We start from the raw sequence: 23,546 nt of genomic DNA, 5'->3' as shown, positions 1-23,546 counted from the left end.
CTACAATCTCGGCCCTTCGAATGCCGGGCCCTTCCGCGCGCAAGGCACTGACGTTCTAGTGTTGCCGTGGAAGGACAATGAACAACTCACTGGAGAAGAGCCTCATGGGAGTGGCCCACGGCAGCATGCTGCTGATTTATGCGCTCATCGCGATTGCCGCGCTGATCTTCATGATCACGCGCTGGAAGGTCTATCCATTTCTCGTCCTGATCATCGTTTCGCTGCTGCTCGGCCTCGCTGCCGGCATGCCGATGGATCAGATCGTCAAATCGTTCGAAACCGGCAACGGCAACACGCTCGGTCACATCGCGATCGTGGTGGGCCTTGGCACCATGCTCGGCAAGATGATGGCGGAATCGGGCGGCGCCGAGCGCGTCGCCACGACGCTGATCCGCTGGTTCGGCGAGAAGAACATCCACTGGGCGATGATGTTCGTCGCCATCATCGTCGGCTTGCCGGTGTTCTTCGAAGTCGGCTTCGTGCTGCTGATTCCGATCGCGTTCAACGTCGCCAAGCGCACCGGCAAGTCGCTGCTGCTCGTCGGCTTGCCGATGGTGGCGGGGCTTTCCGTCGTGCACGGCCTGATTCCGCCGCACCCGGCCGCCTTGCTCGCGGTGCAGGCCTATCACGCCGATATCGGCAGGACCATCGCCTACGGCCTGATCGTCGGGATTCCAACCGCGATCGTTGCCGGTCCGCTCTTCGCGCTGCTCATTCACCGCACGATCAAGCTGAACGAGAACAATCCGCTCGCGGCGCAGTTCATCGGCGACATGAAGGTCAAGGCCGATAGCGAATTGCCGAGCTTCGGCATCACGCTATTCACGATCCTGCTGCCCGTGATCCTGATGCTGATCGGCAGCTGGGCCGACCTCGTGTTCGCGCCCAAGACCCTGCCGAACAATCTGCTGCGTTTCGTAGGCACCTCCGATGTCGCGCTGCTGATCGCCGTGCTGGTGAGCTTCTGGACTTTCGGCGCGCGACGCGGTTTCAACCGCGCGCAGATCCAGAAGTTCTGCGGCGACTGCCTCGCGCCGATCGCAGGCATTACGCTCATCGTGGGCGCGGGCGGCGGCTTTGGCCGCGTGCTGATGGATAGCGGCATCTCGAAGGAGATCGTCGGCGTGGCGCAGTCGGCGCATCTCTCGCCGCTGCTGTTCGGCTGGTTCGTCGCGGCGCTCATTCGTCTCGCGACCGGCTCGGCCACCGTTGCCATGACGACGGCCTGCGGCATCGTCGCCCCGGTGGCCGCCGCGAGCGGCGCGGCGGTGAGCCCCGAGCTGCTCGTGCTCGCGACGGGCTCGGGCTCGCTGATCTTTTCGCACGTCAACGACGGCGGCTTCTGGCTGATCAAGGAATACTTCGGCATGACCGTCGGCCAGACCTTCAAGACCTGGTCGCTCTGCGAGACGATTATTTCGCTGATGGGCCTCGGGCTGACGTTTGCGCTGGCGACCGTGGTGTAAGGCGCAACGATGTTGCGACCATGTTGGATGGGACCGGGGTTAGTGCTGAAGCAGCCACTCCGGTCGACAAGGAGCAGTCCATGATTCTGATCGCAATGGGTGTGTCGGGTGCGGGCAAGACACGCATCGGCGAGTTGCTTGCCGAGCGCCTGCACTGCAGCTTCACCGACGGCGACGCTTTCCATAGCGAAGCCAACAAGAAGAAGATGCACGACGGCATCCCGCTCACGGACGACGACCGCTGGCCGTGGCTGCGCACGATCCGCGTGGCCATCGAGGAAAAGCAGCGCGCGCACGAGACGGCCGTGTTCACGTGCTCGTCGCTCAAGCGCTCGTATCGCGCGATTCTGCGCGGCAGCGACCGCGACGTGTGCTTCGTGTACCTGAAGGGCACCTTTGCGGTGCTGCACGAGCGCCTCGCGTCGCGCACGGGTCATTTCTTCGATCCGTCGCTGCTGCAAAGCCAGCTTGACACGCTCGAAGAGCCGGGTGCGGATGAGGCGATCGAGGTCAGCATCGCGCTCACGCCCGAGCAGATCGTCGATGAAGTGATCAAGCAACTGGCAACGCGCTACGCGACTTGATCGTCGGGCGCGCCGTCCAGCGCGGATGCAAAAAAAGGCGCTTCGTTCGCGATGAACGAAGCGCCTTTTTGCTGCGTGTGGCTGGCGCCGACGCGGCAAATGCCGCCGGCGCCACGCAACGTGCTTACGAAATGCGCTTGGCCAGTTCCGCCGCCTTGCCGACATACGACGCGGGCGTCATCTCGAGCAGACGCTGCTTCGCGTCCTCGGGAATCGCGAGGCCGCCAACGAAGGTCTGCAGCGCTTCGCGCGTGATGCCCTTGCCGCGCGTGAGCTCCTTCAACTGCTCGTACGGGTTCTCGATGCCGTAGCGGCGCATGACCGTCTGCACGGGCTCGGCCAGCACTTCCCAGGTGGCGTCGAGGTCGTCGTTGAGGCGCTGCGGGTTCACTTCGAGCTTGTCGAGGCCGCGGATCAGCGCGTCGTACGCGAGCAGCGAGTAGCCGAACGCGACGCCGATGTTGCGCAGGACCGTCGAGTCGGTGAGGTCGCGCTGCCAGCGCGAGACCGGCAGTTTATCGGCGAGATGGCGCAGCGTGGCGTTGGCGAGGCCGAGGTTGCCTTCCGAGTTCTCGAAGTCGATCGGGTTGACCTTGTGCGGCATCGTCGACGAGCCGATCTCGCCGGCCTTGGTCTTCTGCTTGAAGTAGCCGAGCGAGATGTAGCCCCAGACGTCGCGGTCGAGGTCGAGCAGGATCGTGTTCGCGCGCGCGATGGCGTCGAACAGTTCCGCCATGTAGTCGTGCGGCTCGATCTGGATCGTGTACGGGTTGAACGTGAGCTTCAGGCGCTGCTCGACGACTTCCTTCGAGAACGCTTCCCAGTCGAATTCCGGATACGCGGAGAGGTGCGCGTTGAAGTTGCCGACCGCACCGTTCATCTTGCCAAGCAGCTCGACCTTCTCGATGCGCTGGATCGCACGCGCGAGACGCGCAGCGACGTTGGCGATTTCCTTGCCGAGCGTGGTCGGGCTCGCGGGCTGGCCGTGCGTGCGAGAGAGCATCGGCTGGTCGGCGTGCGCGTGCGCGAGTTTCACGAGACGCTCATAGACCGAGCGCAGCGCCGGCAGGATCACGTGCTCGCGGGCGCCCGCGAGCATCAGGCCGTGCGAGGTGTTGTTGATGTCTTCCGAGGTGCAGGCGAAGTGGATGAATTCGCTCGCGCGCTCGAGTTCCGGCTGGCCCTTCACCGATTCCTTGAGCCAGTACTCGACGGCCTTCACGTCGTGGTTCGTCACGCGCTCGATGTCCTTGATGCGCGCGGCGTCGTGCGCCGTGAAGTTCTCGGCCAGCTTGAGCAGGAACTGCTCCGAGGCTGGCGAGAAGCGCGGCACTTCCGCGAAGCCGGCTTGCGAGAGCGCGATCAGCCAGTGGATTTCGACCGTCACGCGGTTACGCATGAACGCGGCTTCCGAGAGCCAGTCGCGCAGGGCTTCGGTTTTCGAGGCGTAGCGGCCGTCGAGCGGGGAGAGCGCGTTGAGCGCGAAGAGCGTATCGGGACGAGTGTCGGACATGATGGGGACGTAACGTGTGGCGTTACGATCAGAAAGGAACCGGGGGGAGCCGCATATTTTATCACCACGCTGACAGGGGCCGGAGCGATTGCCCATGCTGCGCGCGACGAGGCGCGGGCTCGGGCCGGCGCTATTGCGCTGCTGGCCGCGTGGGCCATCCCGGCGACTTAATGCGATGGCGATATACGAGACGGGGATAGAGTGCTGCGTTCTGCCGCTACGGCCGCTTCCCGTTTCTCCACGTCGCATGAACCACGATTCCCCTTCTGGGCAGCACAATGAGATTGCCACGCTCCTCGAAACCGGTCTCGCGCATCACCGCGCGGGGCGGCTCGACGACGCGCAGGTCTTCTATCGGCGCATTCTCGAACTGCAGCCCGAGCATCCCGCCGCGCTGCATTACTTCGGGGTGCTGGCGCTCGGTCAAGGCGACCCTGCACGCGCCGCTCAACTGATGGATTGCGCGCTCGCGCAGGCGCCCGGCGACGCCGAATTGCTGGGCAACCGCGGCGTGGTGGCGGCGCGGATGGGCGATCACGCCGCTGCTGCCGCGCTGCAGCGCAAGGCCATCGAGTTCGCGCCCGACTTCGCGAACGCGCACAACAATCTCGGCAACGCGCTGATGGAACTCGGCGATCTCGCCTGCGCGGAACAGCACTACCGGCGCGCGCGTACGCTCAACCCGCGCTCGGCGCATTTCGCGTTCAATCTGGGCCGCGCGCTCGAGAAGGCCGGCCGTGCGCCGGAGGCGATCGCGCAATACCAGGATGCGCGCGCCCTCGAGCCGGACGACACGCAAACGCTCATGCATCTCGGCAAGCTCCTGCGCGCGGCCGCGGAGCACGCACAGGCGGCAGCCTGCTTCGAGCGGATCGTGCTGCATGAGCCGGAGAACGCCAACGCGCACTTCGAGCTGGGTTATGTCTACGACGCGATGCACCGGTATGAGGAAGCGATTCCTCACTATCAGCGCGCCGTGGCGCTCAAGCCTGAGGCAGCCGGCGCCGTGAACAATCTCGCGTTCGCCCTTACGGCGCTTGCACGCTACGACGAAGCGGAGGCGTACTATCGCCGCGCGCTCGAGCTCCGGCCGGGCCTGCCGGAATCGTTGTTCCAGCTCGGCATGCTGCTGCTGCGGCGCGGCGAATATGCCGAGGGCTGGCCGCTCTTCGAGAACCGCAAGACCACGACGACCGGCAAGCCCAACTACCGCAAGCGCTCGTGCGCCGAATGGCAGGGCGAGCCGCTTGCAGGCAAGCGCTTTCTGATTGCGCGCGAGCAGGGCGTGGGCGACCAGATCCAGTTCGTGCGCTACGCGGGTCTGCTTGCCGGGATGGGTGCGCAGGTCGACGCGTGGGTCGCGCCGGAACTGGCCTCGCTTGCCGCGACGGTACCGGGGGTTGCGCGCGTGCTCGACGCCGCGCCCAGCGACGAAAGCGTCGCCGCGCACTACGACTACTGGTGCGATGTGATGAGCCTGCCGCTGAAGTTTCCGGGCCGGCCGATCTATGCGCCGGTGCCCTACATGCGTGCCGACGCCACGCAGGCCGCCGCCTGGCGTGAGCGGGTAGACGCACTGGCGGGCGGTGCGCGGCGGCGCATCGGGCTCGTCTGGGCCGGCAACCCGCGCCACCATTTCGACGCGTTCCGCTCCGTGCCGCTCACGGCCCTGTTGCCGCTTGCGGCGCTCGAGGGCATTGCGTGGTTCGCTATCCAGAAGGGACCGGGCGCCGCGCAACTCGCCGACGTGGCGGGCCGCTGGCCCCTGCACGCGCTCGGCGACGAGCTCCACGATTTCGCGAGCACCGCTGCGCTCATCGAAAGCCTCGATCTCGTGATTACCGTCGATACCTCGGTTGCGCACCTCGCGGGTGCGCTCGGCAGGCCCGTGTGGGTGCTGCTCGCCGCGCAGCCCGACTGGCGCTGGGGCATGGGACGCTGCGATTCTGTCTGGTACCCGTCGGCGCGGGTGTTCCGGCAGCCAGAGCTCGGCGACTGGAGCGCGGTGGTTAGCGCGCTGGAGGCCGCGCTTGCGACCGAAAGCGACCCAGCGGGGCGTGCGCGGGCCTAGAATGCGGACTTCTCATCCGCACAGTGGCTCCGCATGGAACTCAAATGGCTCGAAGACTTCGTTTCGCTCGCGGAAACGCATAGTTTCAGCCGCTCGGCCGAACTGCGGCACGTGACGCAGCCGGCGTTCTCGCGCCGCATTCAGGCGCTCGAAGCGTGGCTCGGCACCGAACTGATCGATCGTTCGGTCTATCCCACGCGCCTCACCTCGGCGGGCCAGGTCTTTTACGAGCAGGCGCTCGCGATGCTTTCGCAGTTTCACGAGGCGCGCACGCTGCTACGCGGCCACACCGACACGCCCGCGGCGACGATCGAATTCGCGGTGCCGCACACGCTCTCGCTCACCTATTTCCCGCGCTGGCTCCAGCGCATCGAAGCGAAGCTCGGCCAGATCCACACGCGCTTGCGCGCGCTGAACGTGCACGACGCGGTGCTCTCGCTGGTGGAGGGCGGCTGCGATCTCGTGATGGGCTATCACCATCCGAGCCACCCGGTGACGCTCGATCCCGCGCGCTACGACACGCTCACGCTCGGCATCGAACCGATCAGCCCGTACTCCGCGCCGCAGCGCGCGGGCCGCGCGCGCTACACGCTGCCCGGCACGGCCGATGCGCCCACGCCGTATCTCTCCTATACGCCGAACGCCTATCTGGGCCGCATGACCGAGGTGATCGTCGCCAATGCGCCGATGCGGCTGTACCTCGACCGCGTCTACGAGACCGACATGGCCGAGGGCCTCAAGGCGATGGCGCTCGCGGGACACGGCATCGCGTTCCTGCCGCACAGCGCCGTGGAGGACGCCGTCGCGCAAGGCAAGCTGATCCGGCTCGATCGCGGCACGCGCGGCGTGCCCGAGGGCCAGTTCACGCTCGACATGGAGATTCGCCTCTACCGCGACAAGCTCGCCTCTCAAGGCAACGACGCGCGCGAGGGGCTCGTGCGCGCGCTATGGGACGTCGTGAGCGACGAGGTCGCGCGCGCTTAGTACACGCCTGGCACGACGCGCCTGGTATGCGGCTGGCACGCGCCAAGGACGGCCCGCCTGCGGGCCTGGAGCTTACTGCGCCGTCAATACGGTCGTCCGCGACACATTCTTTCGATTTCGCGAACGTTATGCACGAAAAGCATAACGGGATGACCAAACGGCATTGGATTTCGTGTGGGCGTTTTCTGACAATGGCACCACTTCATCGATAGCTGGAGCATAAATGTCCTCCCAAACGCAGTCCGCAGTGTCTTCGGTTCCGTCCTACCTTCACGCGGACGATCTCGGTCCGTGGGGCAACTACCTTCGTCAGGTCGATCGCGTGGCGCCGTATCTCGGCTCGCTCTCGCGCTGGCTCGAGACGCTCAAGCGTCCGAAGCGCATCCTGATCGTCGACTGCCCGATCGAACTCGATAACGGCACCGTTGCGCACTTCGAAGGCTATCGTGTCCAGCACAACGTTTCGCGCGGTCCCGGCAAGGGCGGCGTGCGTTACCACCAGGACGTTACGCTCTCCGAAGTGATGGCGCTGTCGGCCTGGATGTCGGTGAAGAACGCAGCAGTGAACGTGCCGTACGGCGGCGCGAAGGGCGGCATCCGCGTCGACCCGCGCACGCTTTCGCGTGGTGAGCTCGAGCGCGTGACGCGCCGCTACACCAGCGAAATCGGCATCATCATCGGACCGAACACCGACATTCCCGCGCCGGACGTGAACACGAACGAGCAGATCATGGCGTGGATGATGGACACGTACTCGATGAACCAGGGCCAGACGGCCACGGGCGTCGTGACGGGCAAGCCCATCTCGCTCGGCGGCTCGCTCGGCCGTCGCGAGGCAACCGGCCGTGGCGTGTTCGTCGTGGGCTGCGAAGCGGCGCGCCGCAAGGGTGTGTCGATCGAAGGCGCACGCATCGCCGTGCAGGGCTTCGGCAACGTGGGTGGCATCGCCGCGCGTCTGTTCCAGGAAGCGGGCTCGAAGATCGTCGCCGTGCAGGACCACACGGGCTCGCTCTACAAGTCGACCGGCCTCGACGCAGCGGCGCTGCTCGAGCACGTGGCGAAGACGGGCGGCGTGGCGGGCTTCTCCGGCGCGGACATGCTCAGCAACGAAGAATTCTGGACCATCGAAACCGATATCCTGATTCCGGCCGCACTGGAAAACCAGATCACCGAGCACAACGCGGGCAAGATCCGCACGAAGATCATCGTGGAAGGCGCAAACGGCCCGACCACGACGGCCGCCGACGACATCCTGCACGACAAGGGCGTCCTCGTGATTCCTGACGTGGTCGCGAACGCGGGTGGCGTGACCGTTTCGTACTTCGAGTGGGTGCAGGACTTCTCGAGCTTCTTCTGGACCGAGTCGGAAATCAACGAGCGTCTCGAGCGCGTGATGCGCGAAGCGTTCACGGCGGTCTGGCAAGTCGCGAGCGAGCAGGGCGTGTCGATGCGTACCGCGGCGTTCATCGTGGCATGTAAGCGCATCCTGATGGCGCGCGAAATGCGCGGTCTGTACCCCTGATCGACGAGCAAGGCGACCAAGCCGAGCGAGCCATCTTGCGGCGGTAAAAGTTACGCTTTAGACCGTTGCTGAAAGTAAGCGGGCGGCCCCCAAAAGGGGCCGCCCGCTTTTGCATTTCACGGCTGCAACGCCAGGGTCCACCTTAATTCTTTCAATAGAATTACTTTGCTACACTGGCGGCGATTCTTGCCAAGGAGATCAAGATGAAAATCAAAAAGGCCGCGCTCGTTCTCGCCACCCTCGGTTTCGTTGCTGCGAGTGCCTGGGCGCAGGACTCGGGGACGCTCAAGAAGATCAAGGACACGGGCGTGATCGTGCTGGGCCATCGCGAATCTTCGATTCCGTTTTCGTACTACGACGACAAGCAGAACGTGGTCGGCTACTCGCAAGAATTCGCGATGAAGATCGTCGAGGCGGTGAAGCAAAAGCTCAACATGCCTAACCTCAAGGTCAAGATGGTGCCCATCACCTCGCAGAACCGCATTCCGCTCGTGCAGAACGGCACGATCGACATCGAGTGCGGCTCCACGACCAATAACGCCGAACGTCAGCAGCAGGCCGCCTTCACGAATACGATTTTCGTGATCGGCACGCGCCTCATGACGAAGAAGGATTCGGGCATCAAGGACTTCGCCGATCTCAAGGGCAAGACGGTCGTGACGACGGCGGGCACGACGTCCGAGCGCATCTTGCGCAAGATGAACCAGGACAAGAGCATGGGCATGAACATCATCAGCGCGAAGGACCACGGCGAGTCGTTCATGACGCTCTCCACGGGCCGCGCGGTGGCGTTCATGATGGACGATGCGTTGCTCGCGGGCGAGCGCGCGAAGTCGAACAATCCGGGCGATTTCGTGATCGTCGGCACGCCGCAATCGCGTGAGGCTTACGGCTGCATGCTGCGCAAGAACGACCCCGAGTTCAAGAAGGTCGCCGATGACGCCATCGCGAAGGTCGAGACCTCGGGCGAAGCCGACGCGATCTACAAGAAGTGGTTCGAATCGCCGATTCCGCCCAAGGGTCTCAACCTGAACTTCCCGGAAAGCGAAGACATGAAGGCGCTCTTCAAGAGCCCGAACGACAAGGCAATCGACTGATTCAGGGCACCAGCCTGATCGGCGTGTAAAACGGAACGGAAGAAGCCGCGCTTCTTCCGTTCTTTTTGTTGGAGGCTCTTCATGTCCTACCACTGGAACTGGGGCATTTTGCTCAGCCCGGTCTCGACGGGCGAACCCACCACCTATCTCGGCTGGCTCATCTCGGGCCTCTGGGTGACGGTCTCGGTGTCGCTCTGCGCGTGGGTGATCGCGCTCATCGTCGGCTCGTTCTTCGGCGTGCTGCGCACGCTGCCGAACAAATACGCCGCCGGCGCGGGCACGGTCTATGTCGCGATCTTCCGCAACATACCGCTCATCGCGCAGTTCTTCATCTGGTACTTCGTGCTGCCGGAAATCGTGCCGCCCTCGCTCGGCAACGCGTTCAAGCAACTGCCGCCCGGCGTGCAGTTCTTCTCCTCGTCGGTCATTTGCCTCGGGCTCTTCACGGCGGCGCGCGTGTGCGAGCAGGTGCGCTCGGGCATCAACGCGCTGCCGCGCGGTCAGCGCGCCGCCGGCCTCGCGATGGGCTTCACGCAGTGGCAGACCTATCGTTACGTACTGCTGCCGGTTGCCTATCGCATCATCGTGCCGCCGCTCACTTCCGAGTTTCTCAACATCTTCAAGAACTCGGCGGTCGCATCGACGATCGGCCTGCTCGATCTTTCCGCGCAGGCGCGCCAGCTCGTCGACTACACGGCGCAAAGCTATGAGTCGTTCATCGCGGTCACGCTCGCCTACGTGCTGATCAACCTGATCGTCATGGCGCTGATGCGCTGGGTCGAAGCGAGATCCCGGCTACCCGGCTATATCGGAGGCAAGTGATGCATCATTTCGACTGGAGCGGTATTCCGGGCGCGCTGCCGACCTTGTGGACCGGCGCCATCGTCACCTTCAAGATCACGGTCTGCGCGATCGTCGTAGGGATTCTGTGGGGGACGCTGATCGCGCTCATGCGCCTGTCGGGCGTGAAGCCGCTCGCGTGGTTCGCCCAGGGCTACGTCACGGTATTCCGCTCGATCCCGCTCGTGATGGTCCTGCTGTGGTTCTTCCTGATCGTGCCGCAGTTGCTGCAGAGCCTGCTCGGCCTGTCGCCCGACATCGACATCCGTCTCGCTTCGGCGATGATCGCGTTTTCGCTGTTCGAGGCCGCGTATTATTCGGAGATCATCCGCGCGGGCATTCAGGCGGTGCCGCGCGGGCAGGTGAATGCGTCGTTCGCGCTCGGCATGCGCTATGGCCAGGCGATGCAATACGTGGTGCTGCCGCAGGCGTTTCGCGCGATGGTGCCGCTCCTGCTCACGCAGGCCATCGTGCTCTTTCAGGACACCTCGCTCGTCTACGTGATCAGCCTCGCCGACTTCTTCCGCACCGCCACCAATATCGGCGATCGTGACGGAACGATGGTCGAGATGGTACTGTTCGCGGGCGCATGCTATTTCGTGGTCTGCGTGATCGCGTCGAGCCTTGTGAAAGGTCTTCAGAAAAAGGTCGCAAGATGATTTCAATTAAGAACGTTTCGAAGTGGTACGGCCAGTTCCAGGTGCTGACCGACTGCACGACGGAAGTGAAAAAGGGCGAGGTGGTGGTGGTGTGCGGGCCATCGGGCTCGGGCAAATCCACGCTCATCAAGACCGTCAACGGGCTCGAGCCGTTCCAGCAGGGCGAGATCCTCGTGAACGGCCAGTCGGTGGGCGACAAGCGCACCAATCTCTCGAAGCTGCGTGCGAAAGTGGGCATGGTGTTCCAGCACTTCGAGCTGTTCCCGCATCTGTCGATCACCGAGAACCTCACGCTCGCGCAGATCAAGGTGCTCGGCCGCGGCAAGGACGAAGCCATGCAGAAGGGCCTGAAGCTGCTCGACCGCGTGGGCCTGCGCGCGCATGCCGATAAATACCCGGGGCAGCTCTCGGGCGGTCAGCAGCAGCGCGTGGCGATCGCGCGCGCGCTTTCGATGGACCCCATCGCGATGCTGTTCGACGAGCCCACCTCCGCGCTCGACCCCGAGATGATCAACGAGGTGCTCGACGTGATGGTGGAGCTCGCGCAGGAAGGCATGACCATGATGTGCGTGACGCACGAAATGGGCTTCGCGAAGAAGGTCGCGCACCGCGTGATCTTCATGGACAAGGGCTTTATCGTCGAGGACGACCAGAAGGATGCGTTCTTTGCCAGCCCGAAGTCGGACCGCGCGAAGGACTTTCTCGCGAAGATCCTGCATTGAGGGTCGCGCCTGGCGCGCGATGCGCCGGGTATAAAAAAACCGCGCAGGCTTTTGGGCCTTGCGCGGTTTTTTCGTTTGAGCGGCGAGGGCGGCGCGCACGTCTCGCGCGCGTCGGACCGGCGTCATGCCGGCATTATCGTCGCGTCATTCGCCCCAGGTCTGCAAGGCGGCAACGGCTTCCGGGTCCACCTCACCTGGCTGGGCCACGCGCGATGCGCTGGCCGAGGCATCTGTCGACGGATTCCTGAGCTTGTCGAGCACCTTTTGCGGCACCGGCACGCTCGTGCGCGCGGCGACGTCGCCGTGCTGGAACATCAGCAGGTCGCCGGGGGCGAAGCGCGTCCAGACTTCGTTGTCGGTGAGCGGCGCGGTGGCGATCACGGACACGCGGTCTTCGGGCGTGGTGTACTTCGCGAAGTCGATCGAGACATCGGCGTCGACCAGATGCGCCGTCGAGAACGGCCAACTGCGCACGAGGTAGTAGAGATGCGTCGAGCAATGTGCGAACAGCGCCTGGCCGTTCGACAGCAGGAAGTTGAACACGCCGAACTGCGTGATCTCGCGCGTGAGCGACTCCAGTGTCGCGAAAAGCTCCTGCAGCGGCGGCTGAGATCCCGGAAACGCCTTGCGCAGCCCTTCCAGCAGGGTGCAGAAGGCCCGCTCGCTATCGGTCGTGCCGACCGGCTGGTAGACGCCCGACATGACCGGATTGAAGTCCTGCAGGTCGCCGTTGTGCGCGAAGATCCAGTGCCGGCCCCACAGTTCGCGCTGGAACGGGTGGGAGTTCTCGAGCGACGTATGCCCCTGCGTGGCCTTGCGGATGTGCGCAATGGTGTTGCGCGACTTGATCGGGTAGCGCTTGACCATCTCGGCGATCGGCGAGCGCGCCGAGGCCTCGTGATCGATGAAGAGGCGGCAGGCCTTGTCCTCGAAGAATGCGATGCCCCAGCCGTCGGCGTGGTGGTCGGTGGCGCCGCCGCGCGCCGCGAATCCTGTAAAGGAGAACGTGACGTCCGTTGGCGCGGCGCAGTTCATTCCGAGAAGTTGGCACATGGTGCTTATAGTACGTAATACGGGTACCCGGTACGGCGTATGAGGCAGGGCGCGCGACCCGGTACAATGATGATTTTCCAAGCATATCACCGGGCCGCGGCGCGCCAATACGAATTTTGTCGGATGCATTCCCGGCAGGCGCGAATGCGCGCCAGCGGGACATTCGCGCGTGGCGGCTGTCGTGCGCGCGCGACGCCGCACCGGCCGTTTCACCGCCTCGCCGCCTCGTTGCTTCGCAGCCCGAGCTTTGCTGGCCCATTTCGCTGTCCGATCATCCGCTGCGCAACGCGCCTACTAGCCATGAACGCTTCCACTCCCACGACTCTCACGCTCGCCCGCCCCGACGACTGGCACCTGCATGTGCGCGACGGCGCGATGCTCGCGGCGGTGCTGCCGCATACGGCCCGCCAGTTCGGCCGCGCGATCATCATGCCGAACCTGAAGCCGCCGGTCACGACGACCGAGCAGGCCGCGGCGTACCGCGAGCGCATTCTCGCGGCACTGCCCGCGGGCGCGAAGTTCGAGCCGCTGATGACGCTCTATCTCACCGACAACACGCCGCCCGAGGAAATCCGCCGCGCGAAGGCGAGCGGCTTCGTGCATGGCGTGAAGCTTTACCCGGCGGGCGCGACCACCAACTCGGACGCGGGCGTGACCGACATCCGCAAGTGCGCGCCGACGCTCGAGGCGATGCAGGAAGTGGGCATGCCGCTGCTGGTGCACGGTGAAGTGACGAACGCCGACATCGACCTGTTCGACCGCGAGAAGGTCTTCATCGACCGCGTGATGATCCCGCTGCGCCGCGACTTCCCGGCGCTGAAGGTGGTGTTCGAGCACATCACGACGAAGGACGCTGTCGACTACATTCGCGCGGATCACGCGGCGCCTGGCCTGCTGGGCGCGACGATCACGGCGCATCACCTGCTGTACAACCGCAACGCGATCTTCCAGGGCGGTATCCGTCCGCATTACTACTGCCTGCCGGTTCTCAAGCGCGAGACGCATCGCGTGGCGCTGGTCGAGGCGGCGACGTCGGGCGACGCGCGCTTCTTCCTCGGCACCGACAGCGCGCCGCATCCGAAGGGCTTGAAGGAGCACGCATGCGGCTGCGCGGGCTGCTATACGGCGCTGCACGCGCTCGAGCTCTACGCCGAGGCGTTCGACAACGCCGGCGCGCTCGACAAGCTCGAAGGCTTTGCGAGCTTTTTCGGCGCCGACTTCTACGGCCTGCCGCGCAGCGCGGAAACGGTCACGCTGCGCCGCGAAGAGTGGACGCTCCCGGCGGAAGTGAGCGCCGGCGATGCGCCCATCGTGCCGCTGCGTGGCGGCGAGACGATCGGCTGGAAGCTCGATTGAGCGTTGCGATGCCCGGCGTGGCCAGCCAGGCGGCGGTCGATGCAGACACACCGATGCGCACGGGCGCGCCGCGCCGGACCTTGCCCGAGGGCAGTTTCGCCGACATCGACTGGGCGCGCCCCTGGTTCGCCCAGCACGCGGTGCGCGGCCGGCGCTGGCAGCAGGCCGCGCTGGCGGGCTACGCGCGCTATCTCGGCGAGCTGAACGCCGACGCCCACGCCGCGCAGCATCGCACGGGCCGCGGCCAGACGCTCGGCTTCATCGCGCAGGACGATCTGCCGGAGGGCGCAGCCTACGAGGCGCACATCGCCGCGACGGGATGCGTGCCCACGCGCCACAACCTCCACGACTTCTTCAACGCGCTTGCCTGGTTCGCGTTCCCGCGCATCAAGGCGACGCTCAACGCGCGTCAGGCCGCGGCGATCGACGTGCTGGGCGTCGGGCCCACGCGCGGCGGCGTGCGCGACGCGCTCACGTTGTTCGACGAAAACGCCGTGCTGTTCGTGAGCGCCGATCCGGCGCTCACGCAGGCGCTACGCGGCTTCGACTGGCACGCGCTGTTCGTCGCGGGACGGGCGGCATGGGAGACGGCGGACGGCGCGACGGCGGGGACGGCAGGGACGATGGCCGCCGTCGCACACGACCTGGCGCATAACCTGACGCACAGCCCGGCGCGCTGCGAAGTCCACGTCTTCGGCCACGCGCTGCTGGAAAAGCTGATCGCACCCTATGCGGCGTGCACGGCGCACGCCTGGGTGGTCGACGTGCCGCCGGCGTACTTCGCGTGGCCGCGCGCGCAGCGCAACGCCTGGCTGGATGAAACGGTCAGCGCGGCGCTTGCCGCCAGCGCCCATCTGAATGGGCGCAGCTTCTCGCCGCTGCCGGTGCTGGGCATTCCGGGCTGGTGGGCGCCCAACGAAGACCCGTCGTTCTACGACGACGCGACAGTCTTCCGTCCGGGGCGGCGCGCGCGCTGAGTGCCCGACACCTCGCGCGTCCGGCGCGATGCATCGACCCGTGCTAATATCGCGCCTCGCAAAGCAGGCCAGGCAGTCGCGGCCCCGAGGCTCACGCCGAGGGGGCGAGGAAAGTCCGGACTCCACAGGGCAGGGTGATGGCTAACGGCCATCCGTGGCGACACGCGGAACAGGGCAACAGAGAACAGACCGCCGATGGCCCGATTTCGGTCGGGATCAGGTAAGGGTGAAACGGTGCGGTAAGAGCGCACCGCGTCTGCGGTGACGTAGACGGCACGGTAACCTCCACCCGGAGCAATTCCAAGTAGGCAGGCGCGCATCTTCGGGATGCAGGATGGGGCCCCCATTCCGTCTGCGGGTAGGAAGCTTGAGCGCGTCAGCAATGGCGCGCCTAGAGGAATGGCTGCCACGCGCGGCGTGCCTTCGGGCGCGGCGTGTGCACAGAATCCGGCTTATCGGCCTGCTTTGCGGCCTTATTCCCGCCGCGTTTTCCATCAGGACGACGGCAAAAAAAGAGCCGGCGCACTCCATCGGAGCGCGCCGGCTTTTCTTTTACGCCGATCCCGCGAGTGGCGTGAGCGCGACTTAAACCGCGACGATCTCGAACGTGTGCGTGATCTCGGCCGTCTTGCCGATCATGATCGACGCCGAGCAATACTTGTCGTGCGAGAGATTGATCGCGCGCTCGACGGTGGCCGGGTTCAGGTTCTTGCCGGTCACGGTGAAGTGGAAGTGGATCTTCGTGAAGACCTTGGGGTCTTCGCTCGCGCGCTCGGCCTTGAGCGTCACGTTGCAGCCGGCCACTTCCTGGCGGCTCTTTTTCAGAATCAGGACCACATCGTAGGCCGTGCAGCCGCCCGTGCCGAGCAGCACCATTTCCATCGGACGCGGCGCGAGATTGTGACCACCGCCTTCCGGCGCGCCGTCCATGTTGACGAGGTGGCCGCTACCCGTTTCGGCAGCGAACGCCATGCCGTCCTGACCCATCCAGCTCACTTTGCATTCCATGCGTTTGCCCCTGCGCAAGTTTTCAATTCAACAGGCATTGTAGCCCGTGCCCTACTGGTATGTCCGGGGGGGACAGGGCGCATGCAGACGATGCGTCCTGCTTGAATGTTGCGACGCGACATCTTACGAACAAGCCCGATTTCCCTCGCGCAATTAGGGGTTTTGCTCTAGTCAATGTGGGACGTTTGTTTCTGCGCTCATCGTAATTCGTTGATTTTTATATGGAAATCATTCTTTCGCGCGTGATTTTTTGATTTCATATTGCGGTGTTAGTTTTCATAATGCAAATCTTCTTGCGTCGCACAAGGTCGATCCGTATAATTCGTCTCATTGGTTGTCGTGCTTCACGACACCTCAGCATGTCTCCTCCACCCTCCTCCAAAGAGTGGATTAAGCCCGAACAAACGCGTTCGGGCTTTTTTTATTTCTCCAGCCGCGGCTTCCTGAGGCATCCGATTCGCTCTGCGCCCATCTCGGCTTTCAGCCTGGCGGGAGCATGCGTTGCGGACGGATCGGCACGTAGATCACGGCGCCCAATGTGGGGGCGACTTCGCGAAACAGCGAGGTGTAGTCGAGGTCGTCGCCGAGCTCGAGCCCATCGAGCCCGACCCGATTGACCCGGTAAGGCGTCAGATGCGAGATGACCGCGCGGCCGGACGAATTTGTTCGCGTTCCGAGCTGGCCGTCTACGCTCGCGTCCGCATAGCCCGGAGCATCGACCACGGCAAGGGTCTCGCCGAGCGATTGTCCCGCCACCACGCCGCCGCGATACCCAACCACGCCGCCCGCGAGCGCAAGGTCGGTCTTGCGGTAGCCGCGTCCATTTTCATAGCCGGCGTCGATACGGCCGGCATTGGCCTGGTAACCCAGGCGCGCGCCGTATTGATGGCCCGTGTCGGAAGAACGCTGCTGGCTCAACGAATAGCTCAGCCGGTAGTCGCGCAGGGCGGAGCCCGACAACTGGTTGCCCCATGCGAGCGCGCCGTCGTCGTCGCGGTTCACCGACGCGGCGTAGCGCAGAGCGCCTCTTTTCCAGCCGATCGATAGCGTAATGGACAGCGTGGCCATGAACGCCACGTTGCTTTGATTCGCGAAACGATTCCATCCGGCCTGCACGTCGATATCGAAGCGCTCGCCGTACCAGCTCGCGCCAATTTGCGTCGATAGCCGCGAAGGCGAGCTGCCGGTGTAGCGGTAGGCGCTGAGGGTTGCGTACAGATTGGCCGTATCGCCGAAATTCTGCCGGACATCGAGCCGCAACTGGCTTCGGCGTTTGGCCTCGGCTGGCGCATCCGGGGCGTCGTCGCCAAAGAGTTCGCGCCAGAAGGCCCGGTCGGCATCGCGCTGCAACTGGTCGGTGAGCGTGCGGAAGCCTTCGCCTGTGAAGCGTCGCCAATCGATGCTGATGCCCGTGCCGCTGGTTGCGAACGTTTTCGCGTAGCGGGCCCGGAAGCGATAGCCGCTTGTCGTGGCGCCGCCGGGTTGCGCTGCATTCGAGCGCGCGACATCGAGCGACGCTGCGCCGGCCGCGCCGAGGCTCCACCCGGCGCCGGCGGCCGTGCTGCGATAGCCGCGCGCCTCGACGATGCCGGCGAACGGACTGAGGCCGAGCGGCAACCCGAAACCGAGCGTCGCCTGCATGAACTCGGGTTGTGCATAGCGTTCATAGCTGCTTTCACGCCGGTAGCGGCCCACGTTGAACGCGTATTTGACGTCCCGCTCGTGCAGGAGCAGCGGCATGGAGATGTACGGGATGATCGTTACGCGCTCGGTTCCGTCCGCTTCCCGGATCGTGACGTTGAGATCGCCGCTGCTCGACGGTGGGTGCACGTCATGGAACGCAAAGGGCCCCGGCGCGACGTTCGCGTGATAGATCAGCACGCCGCGCTGGCGCACGAAAACCTCGGCGTTGCCAAGCGCCATGCCGCGTACCACGGGTGCGTAGCGCGTCAGGTAGTCCGGCCGCAGATCGTCTTCGGAGGCCAGTTGCACGCCGGTGAACGGCACGCCGTCGAACAGCAGGCTGTCAGTCGTGCCTTCGCCGATCAGCAGCCTTGCGCGCAACGAGGCGATATCGCGCTGTAGCCATGTGCCGAGGTTTTCCCACTGTGGCGGCCCCACCGACCCGCGTGAATAGACCTGGCGGGTGCGAAAGCGCCAGGGGCCGAAATTGGCCCCCCCGTTGATCGTGCCGTACAACGTGGTGGATCGTCCGTCGGCGGGTACGTTGGTGCCTTCGCTGCGCGACGCGCTGAACTGGTAATCGAGCAGGAGCGCCGATACGCCGTGGTCGAGTCGTGCAGGCTGCACGGAGCCGCGCGAGTGGCTCAGCAACGACGCGTCGATGCGCACCGTCATGCGCTGCTGGCTCGCGTCGTAACTGAGCCGCACCGCCTCGTCTGCGTCGCCGGGCGTGTCCGGCTGCGGGCCGGCGGGTAGGCGCTGGGGCTGCGCGCATTGCGTCGCGCCCGCGTCGCCATCCGGCACGAACCGCGCATCTTCTGCGACGCCCCATTCCAGCCAGTCTGAGACCGGCACGCAAAACAGGCCGTCGTCACGCACGGTCAACGAGTAATAGCCGTTCCAGCGGCCGTTCACATAGACGCCAGCCTTGATCGGCTCCAACTGCGGCCGGTCCTCATCGTTGGCGGGCGACTCAGGTGCATCGGCATCGTGTTCATTGGGAACGGCGGGTAAAAAGCTTGGCCCAGGTCGCGTAGCGTCATTCGCATCGCTTTCGAGATCGTCGCCCGAAAGATACGGCTCGCCAGCATAGCCGGTCAGCGGTGCAAACAGTAGCGCTACGCCGCAGACCGGAAACAGCGATCCTCTAATAGCCACCAACGTCGTGCTCGATCAATGAAAAAAGGACAGGGGGCGCCAGCCACCTGTCCCTGTATCAGGGGCGGCGCTTCGACTACGCGCGAAGCGCCGTTGGATCTCTTAGCCCTTCAGTGCGGCGAGATCCGCTTGGGCGACGCGCAGCTTGTCCATCTTTTCACGCAGCTTGTCCTGCTTGTCGGCAAGCTTTTCCTGGGCGCTCTGGATTTTCTTTGCGTCGCCGCGGCTTTGTGCGTCGCGCAGTTTGTCGGAGGCTTCTGCCACTTCGGCCTGCGCTTTGCGAACGTCTTCCTGCTTCTGTTGCACATCGCGCTGGGCGCGCTCGATCTGATCCGTGTCCCTGCAGTTCGCCTGCACGTTCGCCAGCGAGCGCTCGAGACCGGCGACCTGGTTGACGTTACCCCATTGCTTGGCGTTCTGGATCTGCGTCTGGATCGCGTTGATGCGGGTTGCGCAATCCTGCGAACCGGCAAACGTAGCAGTGCTGATGAAGATGAAAGGGAGGGCAGACGCGATGATGATTTTTTTCATGATGAATTTCTTCACTCCGTGAGTTGTGAGCGGCGCTGTGTGCCGCTCGTCGATACTGTGCCGCAGCTCGTCGCCGGCGAGCATCGAATTTATTCGAGAGTTGTCGTGCGCGCTGCCGCGCTTGCCGGACCCAGGCGGCGCGGCTTGGGCTAGCGAGCGGAATGCGCGCGCAAGAGCGCTGTGACGCGCGCGCCTTGCGCGCGAAGTCTTTCCGGAGCGGTTTGGCCTGCTCGTTTCGCGAGCATTTCGAGTACCAGGCAGGCCTGATCGATATCGGCGTCGGCGAGCGTGCAGGCGAGCACGCCGCGCAGGCGATGTGCGAGATCGGCGACTTCGAGCCATGCGTGCGCGGCGAGTGCGCGCTCCAGCGCCGCGCAGTCGTCTCGCAGGCTGTTCGCCAGTTCCGTTTCGATTCGCGGCGATGCGGGCGCCCCGGACCCGGCCGCCTGCGCTGGCCGGTCGGTCCGGGTCGCGAACCAGCGCGCGAGGACACGGCCGATTTGCGTCACGTCGAGCGGTTTGACGAGCACCTCGTCCATGCCCGCCTGGAGGCAGGCCGCGCGCGCCTCGGGCAGCGCATTCGCGGTGTAGCCGACGATCGGGCAGCGGGTGTAGCGGGTGCTTGAGCGCGCGGCTTCGTCGGCCCGGATGCGGCGCGCCAGCTCGATGCCGGAAACTACGGGCATGTTGCAGTCGGTGAGAACGAGGTCGACGCCGGCCTGCTGCAGGTGCAGCGCTTCTTGCGCGCCGGACGCTTCGATGGGCGTGTAGCCGAGCCAGTCTAGCTGGTCGGCGAGGATGCGCCGGTTGACGGGATGGTCGTCCACGATGAGGATGCGGCGCGATACTGCGGCGAAGAGCAGTGGCGTTTGCGCTTCCACGCCGCCCGACACGCTGCGGCAAGGCACTTCGAAGCTCACGCACGTGCCGCCGCCCGGTTTGCTCGCGAGTTCGATGCGCCCGCCCATCAGCGTAACGAGCCGTTTGACGATGCCAAGCCCCAGTCCCGTGCCCATATGGGCGGCCGGCGACGATGCCTGCCTGAACGGCTCGAAGAGCATCGGCAGGTCGTCGGCGGGAATGCCGCTACCGGTGTCGCGCACGACGATGCGCAAAAGCGGCGTGGCTTCCCGGCTCTCATCGTCGGCCACCGGCCCGGCTGCGACGAGGCTTGCCTGTAGCTCGATCTCGCCGTACGCGGTGAACTTCAGTGCGTTCGAGAGCAGATTGGAAATCACCTGGCGCAGTCTTAGCGGATCGAACGCGGCCCATTCGGGCACCTCGGCCGCCACGCCGTGCGAGAGGCGCAGTCCCTTGACCTCGGCCGCGTGGCGAAAGAGCGTCACCGTGTCGGCCAGCAGCGCGCGCAGTTGGACGGCGCACGGTGAGAGCGTCAGTTCACCGGCCTCTGCCTTGCGCAGGTCGAGCAGGTCGCCGACCAGATCGAGCAAGCCGCGCGCCGAGGATTCGGCGAGCGCGAGCGCCTGCTCGTCGGCCACGCCCGCCCGCGCACGCCGGTGCGCAAGCTCCAGCAGGCCAATCACGGCGCTCATCGGCGTGCGGATTTCGTGGCTCATGACGGCGAGAAAGTCGCTCTTGGCCGTGTTCGCGCGCTCTGCCTCGTCGCGCGCCGCGCGCAACTCGCGTTCGAGCTGCTTGCGGCGGCGGATCTGATAGCGCAGCAAGCTGTTCCACACGAGCGCAAGCCCGAGCGCGCCCAGCGCCCACGGCAGCCAGTGGAACACCTGGCGACGCAGGTTCTCCCACGTGCTGCTCGGATAGTTGATGTTGGCGAGCCATTTCGAGGCGATGCTGGCGCGCTCGGCGGGCGTGATGCCGGCCAGCGTCTTATTCAGGATGCCGAGCAGTTCCGGCGAATGGGTCTCCACGCCGAAGCGCGCCTGATCCGGGCCGCCGAACGCGGTCGCGGCAATCCGGAGCTGATTGGGAAAATACCGCTCGACCGTGTAGCTGGCGTTCGCCATGCTGAGCAGTGCCGCATCGGCGTGGCCTTGCGTCACCTGGACCAGCGCCTCGTTGGGCGTGGACGTGAACACGAGCGCGATGTCGGGGTGGAGCGCGCGCAGCGTGCCGGCCAGTCCGTGGCCGCGTGTCAGCGCGAGGCGCTTGCCGCGCAGGGCGTCGAGCCCATCGAGTCCGTCGAACACCGCGAGCGGCGTCGTGTCCGCGGGCGTCGTGCCGCGCCGCTCGACGAGCGCCCAGATCATGGGGGCAATGTCCTCGCTGAAATCCAGAAAGCCGCGCCGCTCGGGCGTGGGCATCAAGGTCGTCACGAGTTGCGTGCGTTGGGTGCGCAGATCGTCCTCGAGCCCGGCCGTCGACGCGCGCGCGGAAACCTCGAAGCGCAGCCCGGTGCGCCGGCTGATCAGCTTGAGCAGGTCGGCGTACATGCCGGTGAATTCGCCCGTGGAGTCGATAAACGTATAGGGGGCTTCGGTGGTGTTGACGCCGACCCGCACCACGGGATGCGCCTCGAGCCAACGTTGTTCGGCGGCGCTCAGTTGTGGCCGGCCAACGATGTCGGGCACTGCGCCCGCCGTCCAGCGGCGCAGGATGCTACGGCGCATCCATGCCGGCACCGCGTCGATGCCGGCGCCGACGATGCGCGCAGACGGGGCCGGTCCGCGGCGATGGCGAGTGCGAGCGTGGTTTCCTCGCTTTCGACACGCACGACGCGCAGGTTCAGGAAGATGCCCTGTTCGACGTAATAGCTGGCGCTGATCAGGTCGCCCACATAGAAGTCGGCCTGGCCGAGCGACACGGCTTCGAGCGCGTCGAAGAGCGTTGCCTTGCCGCTTGCCTCGAGCCGTTGCTTTTGCAGGGCGGCGAGCGGTTCCGGCTCGCTGTCTTTGACGACGCCGCGGCCATCCCATGCGCCGTTGCTCGCGAGCATGGGGCCCGCGCGGCGCACGGTGGCGAGCGGCATGCTCAGGCAGGGCACGGCGTAGGGCGCGTCGGGCTGCACGAAAGGCGCCGAACCGATCTCGCCCAGCACGTCGATTTCATGCGAGCGCAGTGCGGCGAGCGCGGCACTGCGATTGGCGAACCAGCGCACGCGCACGGGCCGCTGCAGCGCGTTGCCGAGCAGCACCAGATAGTCGACCGTGATGCCTTTGACGCTGTCGTTGTCCGAGCGAAACTGGAACGGCGCGTAATCGCCGCCGTACAGGCCCGCGACGAGCGTGCCGTGGCGATCCAGCCAGCCGACCTCCTCTCTGGACAAGTCGACAGGGAAGCGAGCGCGCGTGAGCGGGCTCGCCAGGGAAAGCTCGGCAACCTGAGCGGGCTGCGCCGCGCATGCCGTGCCCGCCCAGCTCATGGCGCACAGGCTCAGCACGATCCACAGCCGGAGCAACGGGGCAAGCAGGGCGCGCCACGGCGGTGTGGCGCACACGCTATCGGACGATCCCGACGTCGTAGGCATAGCAGATCAGATCGGCGTTATTCGCCAAGCCGAGTTTGTGCATGGCGTTCTGCTTGTGTGTGGCGACCGTGCTTTTCGCACGCTGAAGATTGGCGGCGATTTCGTCCAGCGTCTGGCCCTGCGCGAACAGGCGCACCACGTCAAGCTCGCGCTGGCTGAGCGCGGCGAGGTCGTTGCACGCGGGCTTGAGCGATTTGAGCGGCTCGTAGAGCCAGCCGCGCAGGCTGGGCGAGCGCCAGGGGAGCCTCGCTCCCGCCTCGATGGCGCGCAGTGCCCGCAGCACTTCGTGGCGCTCATCGTTCTTGCTGACGATCCCATGGACGCCCAGTTGCGCGAGCTGCCCGCACAGCGCGGGGTTCGACAGCATCGTGAAGACCACCAGCCGAAGCGGTGCGAACTGCCGCAAGACGCGCTCGATCAGGGCAAGGCCGTCGCCGCCCGGTGCGCCTTGCGTCATCGAGTAGTCGGTCACGACGTATTCGCACGGACTGGTGCGCAAGGCGTCCAGCAACTGCTCGCCCGTGCGTACCTTGAAGGCGATTTCGAATTCGCCCGTCTCGAGCAGCGCCGTTTCCAGCGCGTCCATGATGATGGGGTGATCGTCGGCCAAACCGATCCTGCGCATGATCATTCCCTGAAATTCGGATCGTAGACGCGTAACTCTACCCAAATCGGGCGCCGCATCTGTCCAAATAGGGGTGATATGCGTCAAATAGATGGGAGAACGGCTCAGGATGCGCGCAAAAGCCGTACGCATCGCCGCACGATGGCGGCCGGCACTCGCTCGCGGCACCAAAAACTTGGCTCCGCCCGATTTTTTCCTTTATAATCGTGGGTTTCCCGCATCCATGCCCGCGGGAGAAGAACAGGGAGAGCC

19 protein-coding genes and 1 other RNA gene are annotated in these 23,546 nt (G+C 65.3%); 12 read left to right on the top strand and 8 right to left on the bottom strand.

Annotated features, from left to right (window positions below):
- Positions 1 to 104 precede the first annotated feature (104 nt).
- Positions 105 to 1,466, top strand: coding sequence for a GntT/GntP/DsdX family permease (locus BO1_RS02465; protein ID WP_028216191.1), 1,362 nt, complete (start codon positions 105 to 107; stop codon positions 1,464 to 1,466).
- 80 nt (positions 1,467 to 1,546) lie between these two features.
- A complete protein-coding gene (locus tag BO1_RS02460; RefSeq protein WP_028216190.1) occupies positions 1,547 to 2,050 on the top strand; it encodes a gluconokinase in 504 nt (167 codons plus the stop codon).
- 124 nt (positions 2,051 to 2,174) lie between these two features.
- Here the strand turns inward: BO1_RS02460 and purB are convergent, their stop codons facing one another.
- Positions 2,175 to 3,563 (bottom strand): adenylosuccinate lyase, encoded by a 1,389-nt coding sequence (gene purB, locus BO1_RS02450; protein ID WP_028216189.1) that lies wholly within the window; start codon positions 3,561 to 3,563, stop codon positions 2,175 to 2,177.
- 247 nt (positions 3,564 to 3,810) lie between these two features.
- On the opposite strand from purB, the gene BO1_RS02445 reads away from it, so the two are divergent.
- From BO1_RS02445 to BO1_RS02415, 7 genes are all read left to right on the top strand, one after another.
- On the top strand, positions 3,811 to 5,634 hold the full coding sequence (locus BO1_RS02445; RefSeq protein WP_028216188.1) for a tetratricopeptide repeat protein: 1,824 nt from the start codon (positions 3,811 to 3,813) through the stop codon (positions 5,632 to 5,634).
- Positions 5,635 to 5,667: 33 nt separating this feature from the next.
- Positions 5,668 to 6,618, top strand: coding sequence for a LysR substrate-binding domain-containing protein (locus tag BO1_RS02440; protein WP_028216187.1), 951 nt, complete (start codon positions 5,668 to 5,670; stop codon positions 6,616 to 6,618).
- Between the two features lie 223 nt (positions 6,619 to 6,841).
- Entirely contained in the window at positions 6,842 to 8,140 is a 1,299-nt protein-coding gene (locus tag BO1_RS02435) for a Glu/Leu/Phe/Val family dehydrogenase (RefSeq protein WP_028216186.1), read from the top strand.
- Between the two features lie 203 nt (positions 8,141 to 8,343).
- A complete protein-coding gene (locus BO1_RS02430) occupies positions 8,344 to 9,237 on the top strand; it encodes a glutamate/aspartate ABC transporter substrate-binding protein (RefSeq protein WP_028216185.1) in 894 nt (297 codons plus the stop codon).
- An 81-nt stretch (positions 9,238 to 9,318) separates the two neighbouring features.
- Positions 9,319 to 10,059, top strand: coding sequence for an amino acid ABC transporter permease (locus BO1_RS02425; protein WP_028216184.1), 741 nt, complete (start codon positions 9,319 to 9,321; stop codon positions 10,057 to 10,059).
- The gene (gltK, locus tag BO1_RS02420) at positions 10,059 to 10,736 is read left to right on the top strand and encodes a glutamate/aspartate ABC transporter permease GltK (protein WP_028216183.1); all 678 of its coding nucleotides are present in this window, start codon (positions 10,059 to 10,061) and stop codon (positions 10,734 to 10,736) included. The genes BO1_RS02425 and gltK overlap by 1 nt, the downstream gene beginning before the upstream one ends.
- Entirely contained in the window at positions 10,733 to 11,458 is a 726-nt protein-coding gene (locus BO1_RS02415; RefSeq protein ID WP_028216182.1) for an amino acid ABC transporter ATP-binding protein, read from the top strand. The genes gltK and BO1_RS02415 overlap by 4 nt, the downstream gene beginning before the upstream one ends.
- Before the next feature lie 144 nt (positions 11,459 to 11,602).
- On the opposite strand, the gene BO1_RS02410 is transcribed toward BO1_RS02415, so the two are convergent.
- Positions 11,603 to 12,511, bottom strand: a complete 909-nt coding sequence (locus BO1_RS02410; protein WP_084687736.1) for a class II glutamine amidotransferase — start codon at positions 12,509 to 12,511, stop codon at positions 11,603 to 11,605.
- Positions 12,512 to 12,811: 300 nt separating this feature from the next.
- Between BO1_RS02410 and pyrC the strand changes: the two genes are divergently transcribed.
- From pyrC to rnpB, 3 genes are all read left to right on the top strand, one after another.
- Positions 12,812 to 13,867 carry a dihydroorotase gene (pyrC, locus tag BO1_RS02405; RefSeq protein ID WP_043283561.1) on the top strand — a complete coding sequence of 352 codons (1,056 nt, stop codon included), beginning with the start codon at positions 12,812 to 12,814 and terminating at the stop codon, positions 13,865 to 13,867.
- A 53-nt stretch (positions 13,868 to 13,920) separates the two neighbouring features.
- The gene (locus BO1_RS02400; RefSeq protein ID WP_028216179.1) at positions 13,921 to 14,844 is read left to right on the top strand and encodes a DUF3025 domain-containing protein; all 924 of its coding nucleotides are present in this window, start codon (positions 13,921 to 13,923) and stop codon (positions 14,842 to 14,844) included.
- 60 nt (positions 14,845 to 14,904) lie between these two features.
- Positions 14,905 to 15,315, top strand: an RNA gene (rnpB, locus tag BO1_RS56170) — RNase P RNA component class A.
- 114 nt (positions 15,316 to 15,429) lie between these two features.
- Here the strand turns inward: rnpB and BO1_RS02395 are convergent.
- The 6 genes from BO1_RS02395 to BO1_RS02370 all read right to left on the bottom strand — a co-directional run bounded on the left by BO1_RS02395 (position 15,430) and on the right by BO1_RS02370 (position 23,294).
- Positions 15,430 to 15,852 carry an OsmC family protein gene (locus tag BO1_RS02395; RefSeq protein WP_028216178.1) on the bottom strand — a complete coding sequence of 141 codons (423 nt, stop codon included), beginning with the start codon at positions 15,850 to 15,852 and terminating at the stop codon, positions 15,430 to 15,432.
- Between the two features lie 480 nt (positions 15,853 to 16,332).
- Positions 16,333 to 18,693 (bottom strand): fimbria/pilus outer membrane usher protein, encoded by a 2,361-nt coding sequence (locus BO1_RS02390; RefSeq protein ID WP_167338307.1) that lies wholly within the window; start codon positions 18,691 to 18,693, stop codon positions 16,333 to 16,335.
- A gap of 102 nt (positions 18,694 to 18,795) precedes the next feature.
- Positions 18,796 to 19,308, bottom strand: coding sequence for a DUF1090 domain-containing protein (locus BO1_RS58775; RefSeq protein WP_052409341.1), 513 nt, complete (start codon positions 19,306 to 19,308; stop codon positions 18,796 to 18,798).
- Positions 19,309 to 19,373: 65 nt separating this feature from the next.
- Positions 19,374 to 21,812 carry an ATP-binding protein gene (locus BO1_RS02380; RefSeq protein ID WP_156992089.1) on the bottom strand — a complete coding sequence of 813 codons (2,439 nt, stop codon included), beginning with the start codon at positions 21,810 to 21,812 and terminating at the stop codon, positions 19,374 to 19,376.
- Positions 21,743 to 22,669 carry a type 2 periplasmic-binding domain-containing protein gene (locus BO1_RS02375; RefSeq protein ID WP_084687731.1) on the bottom strand — a complete coding sequence of 309 codons (927 nt, stop codon included), beginning with the start codon at positions 22,667 to 22,669 and terminating at the stop codon, positions 21,743 to 21,745. The genes BO1_RS02380 and BO1_RS02375 overlap by 70 nt, the downstream gene beginning before the upstream one ends.
- Positions 22,641 to 23,294 (bottom strand): response regulator transcription factor, encoded by a 654-nt coding sequence (locus tag BO1_RS02370; RefSeq protein ID WP_167338306.1) that lies wholly within the window; start codon positions 23,292 to 23,294, stop codon positions 22,641 to 22,643. The genes BO1_RS02375 and BO1_RS02370 overlap by 29 nt, the downstream gene beginning before the upstream one ends.
- Between the last annotated feature and the right edge of the window lie 252 nt (positions 23,295 to 23,546).

This window comes from Paraburkholderia oxyphila NBRC 105797 (assembly GCF_000685075.1).
In the GTDB taxonomy this organism is placed as follows: Bacteria; Pseudomonadota; Gammaproteobacteria; order Burkholderiales; family Burkholderiaceae; genus Paraburkholderia; species Paraburkholderia oxyphila.
The sequence above is the reverse complement of the archived record's forward strand: the minus strand, read 5'-3'. Positions and strand labels throughout refer to the sequence as shown.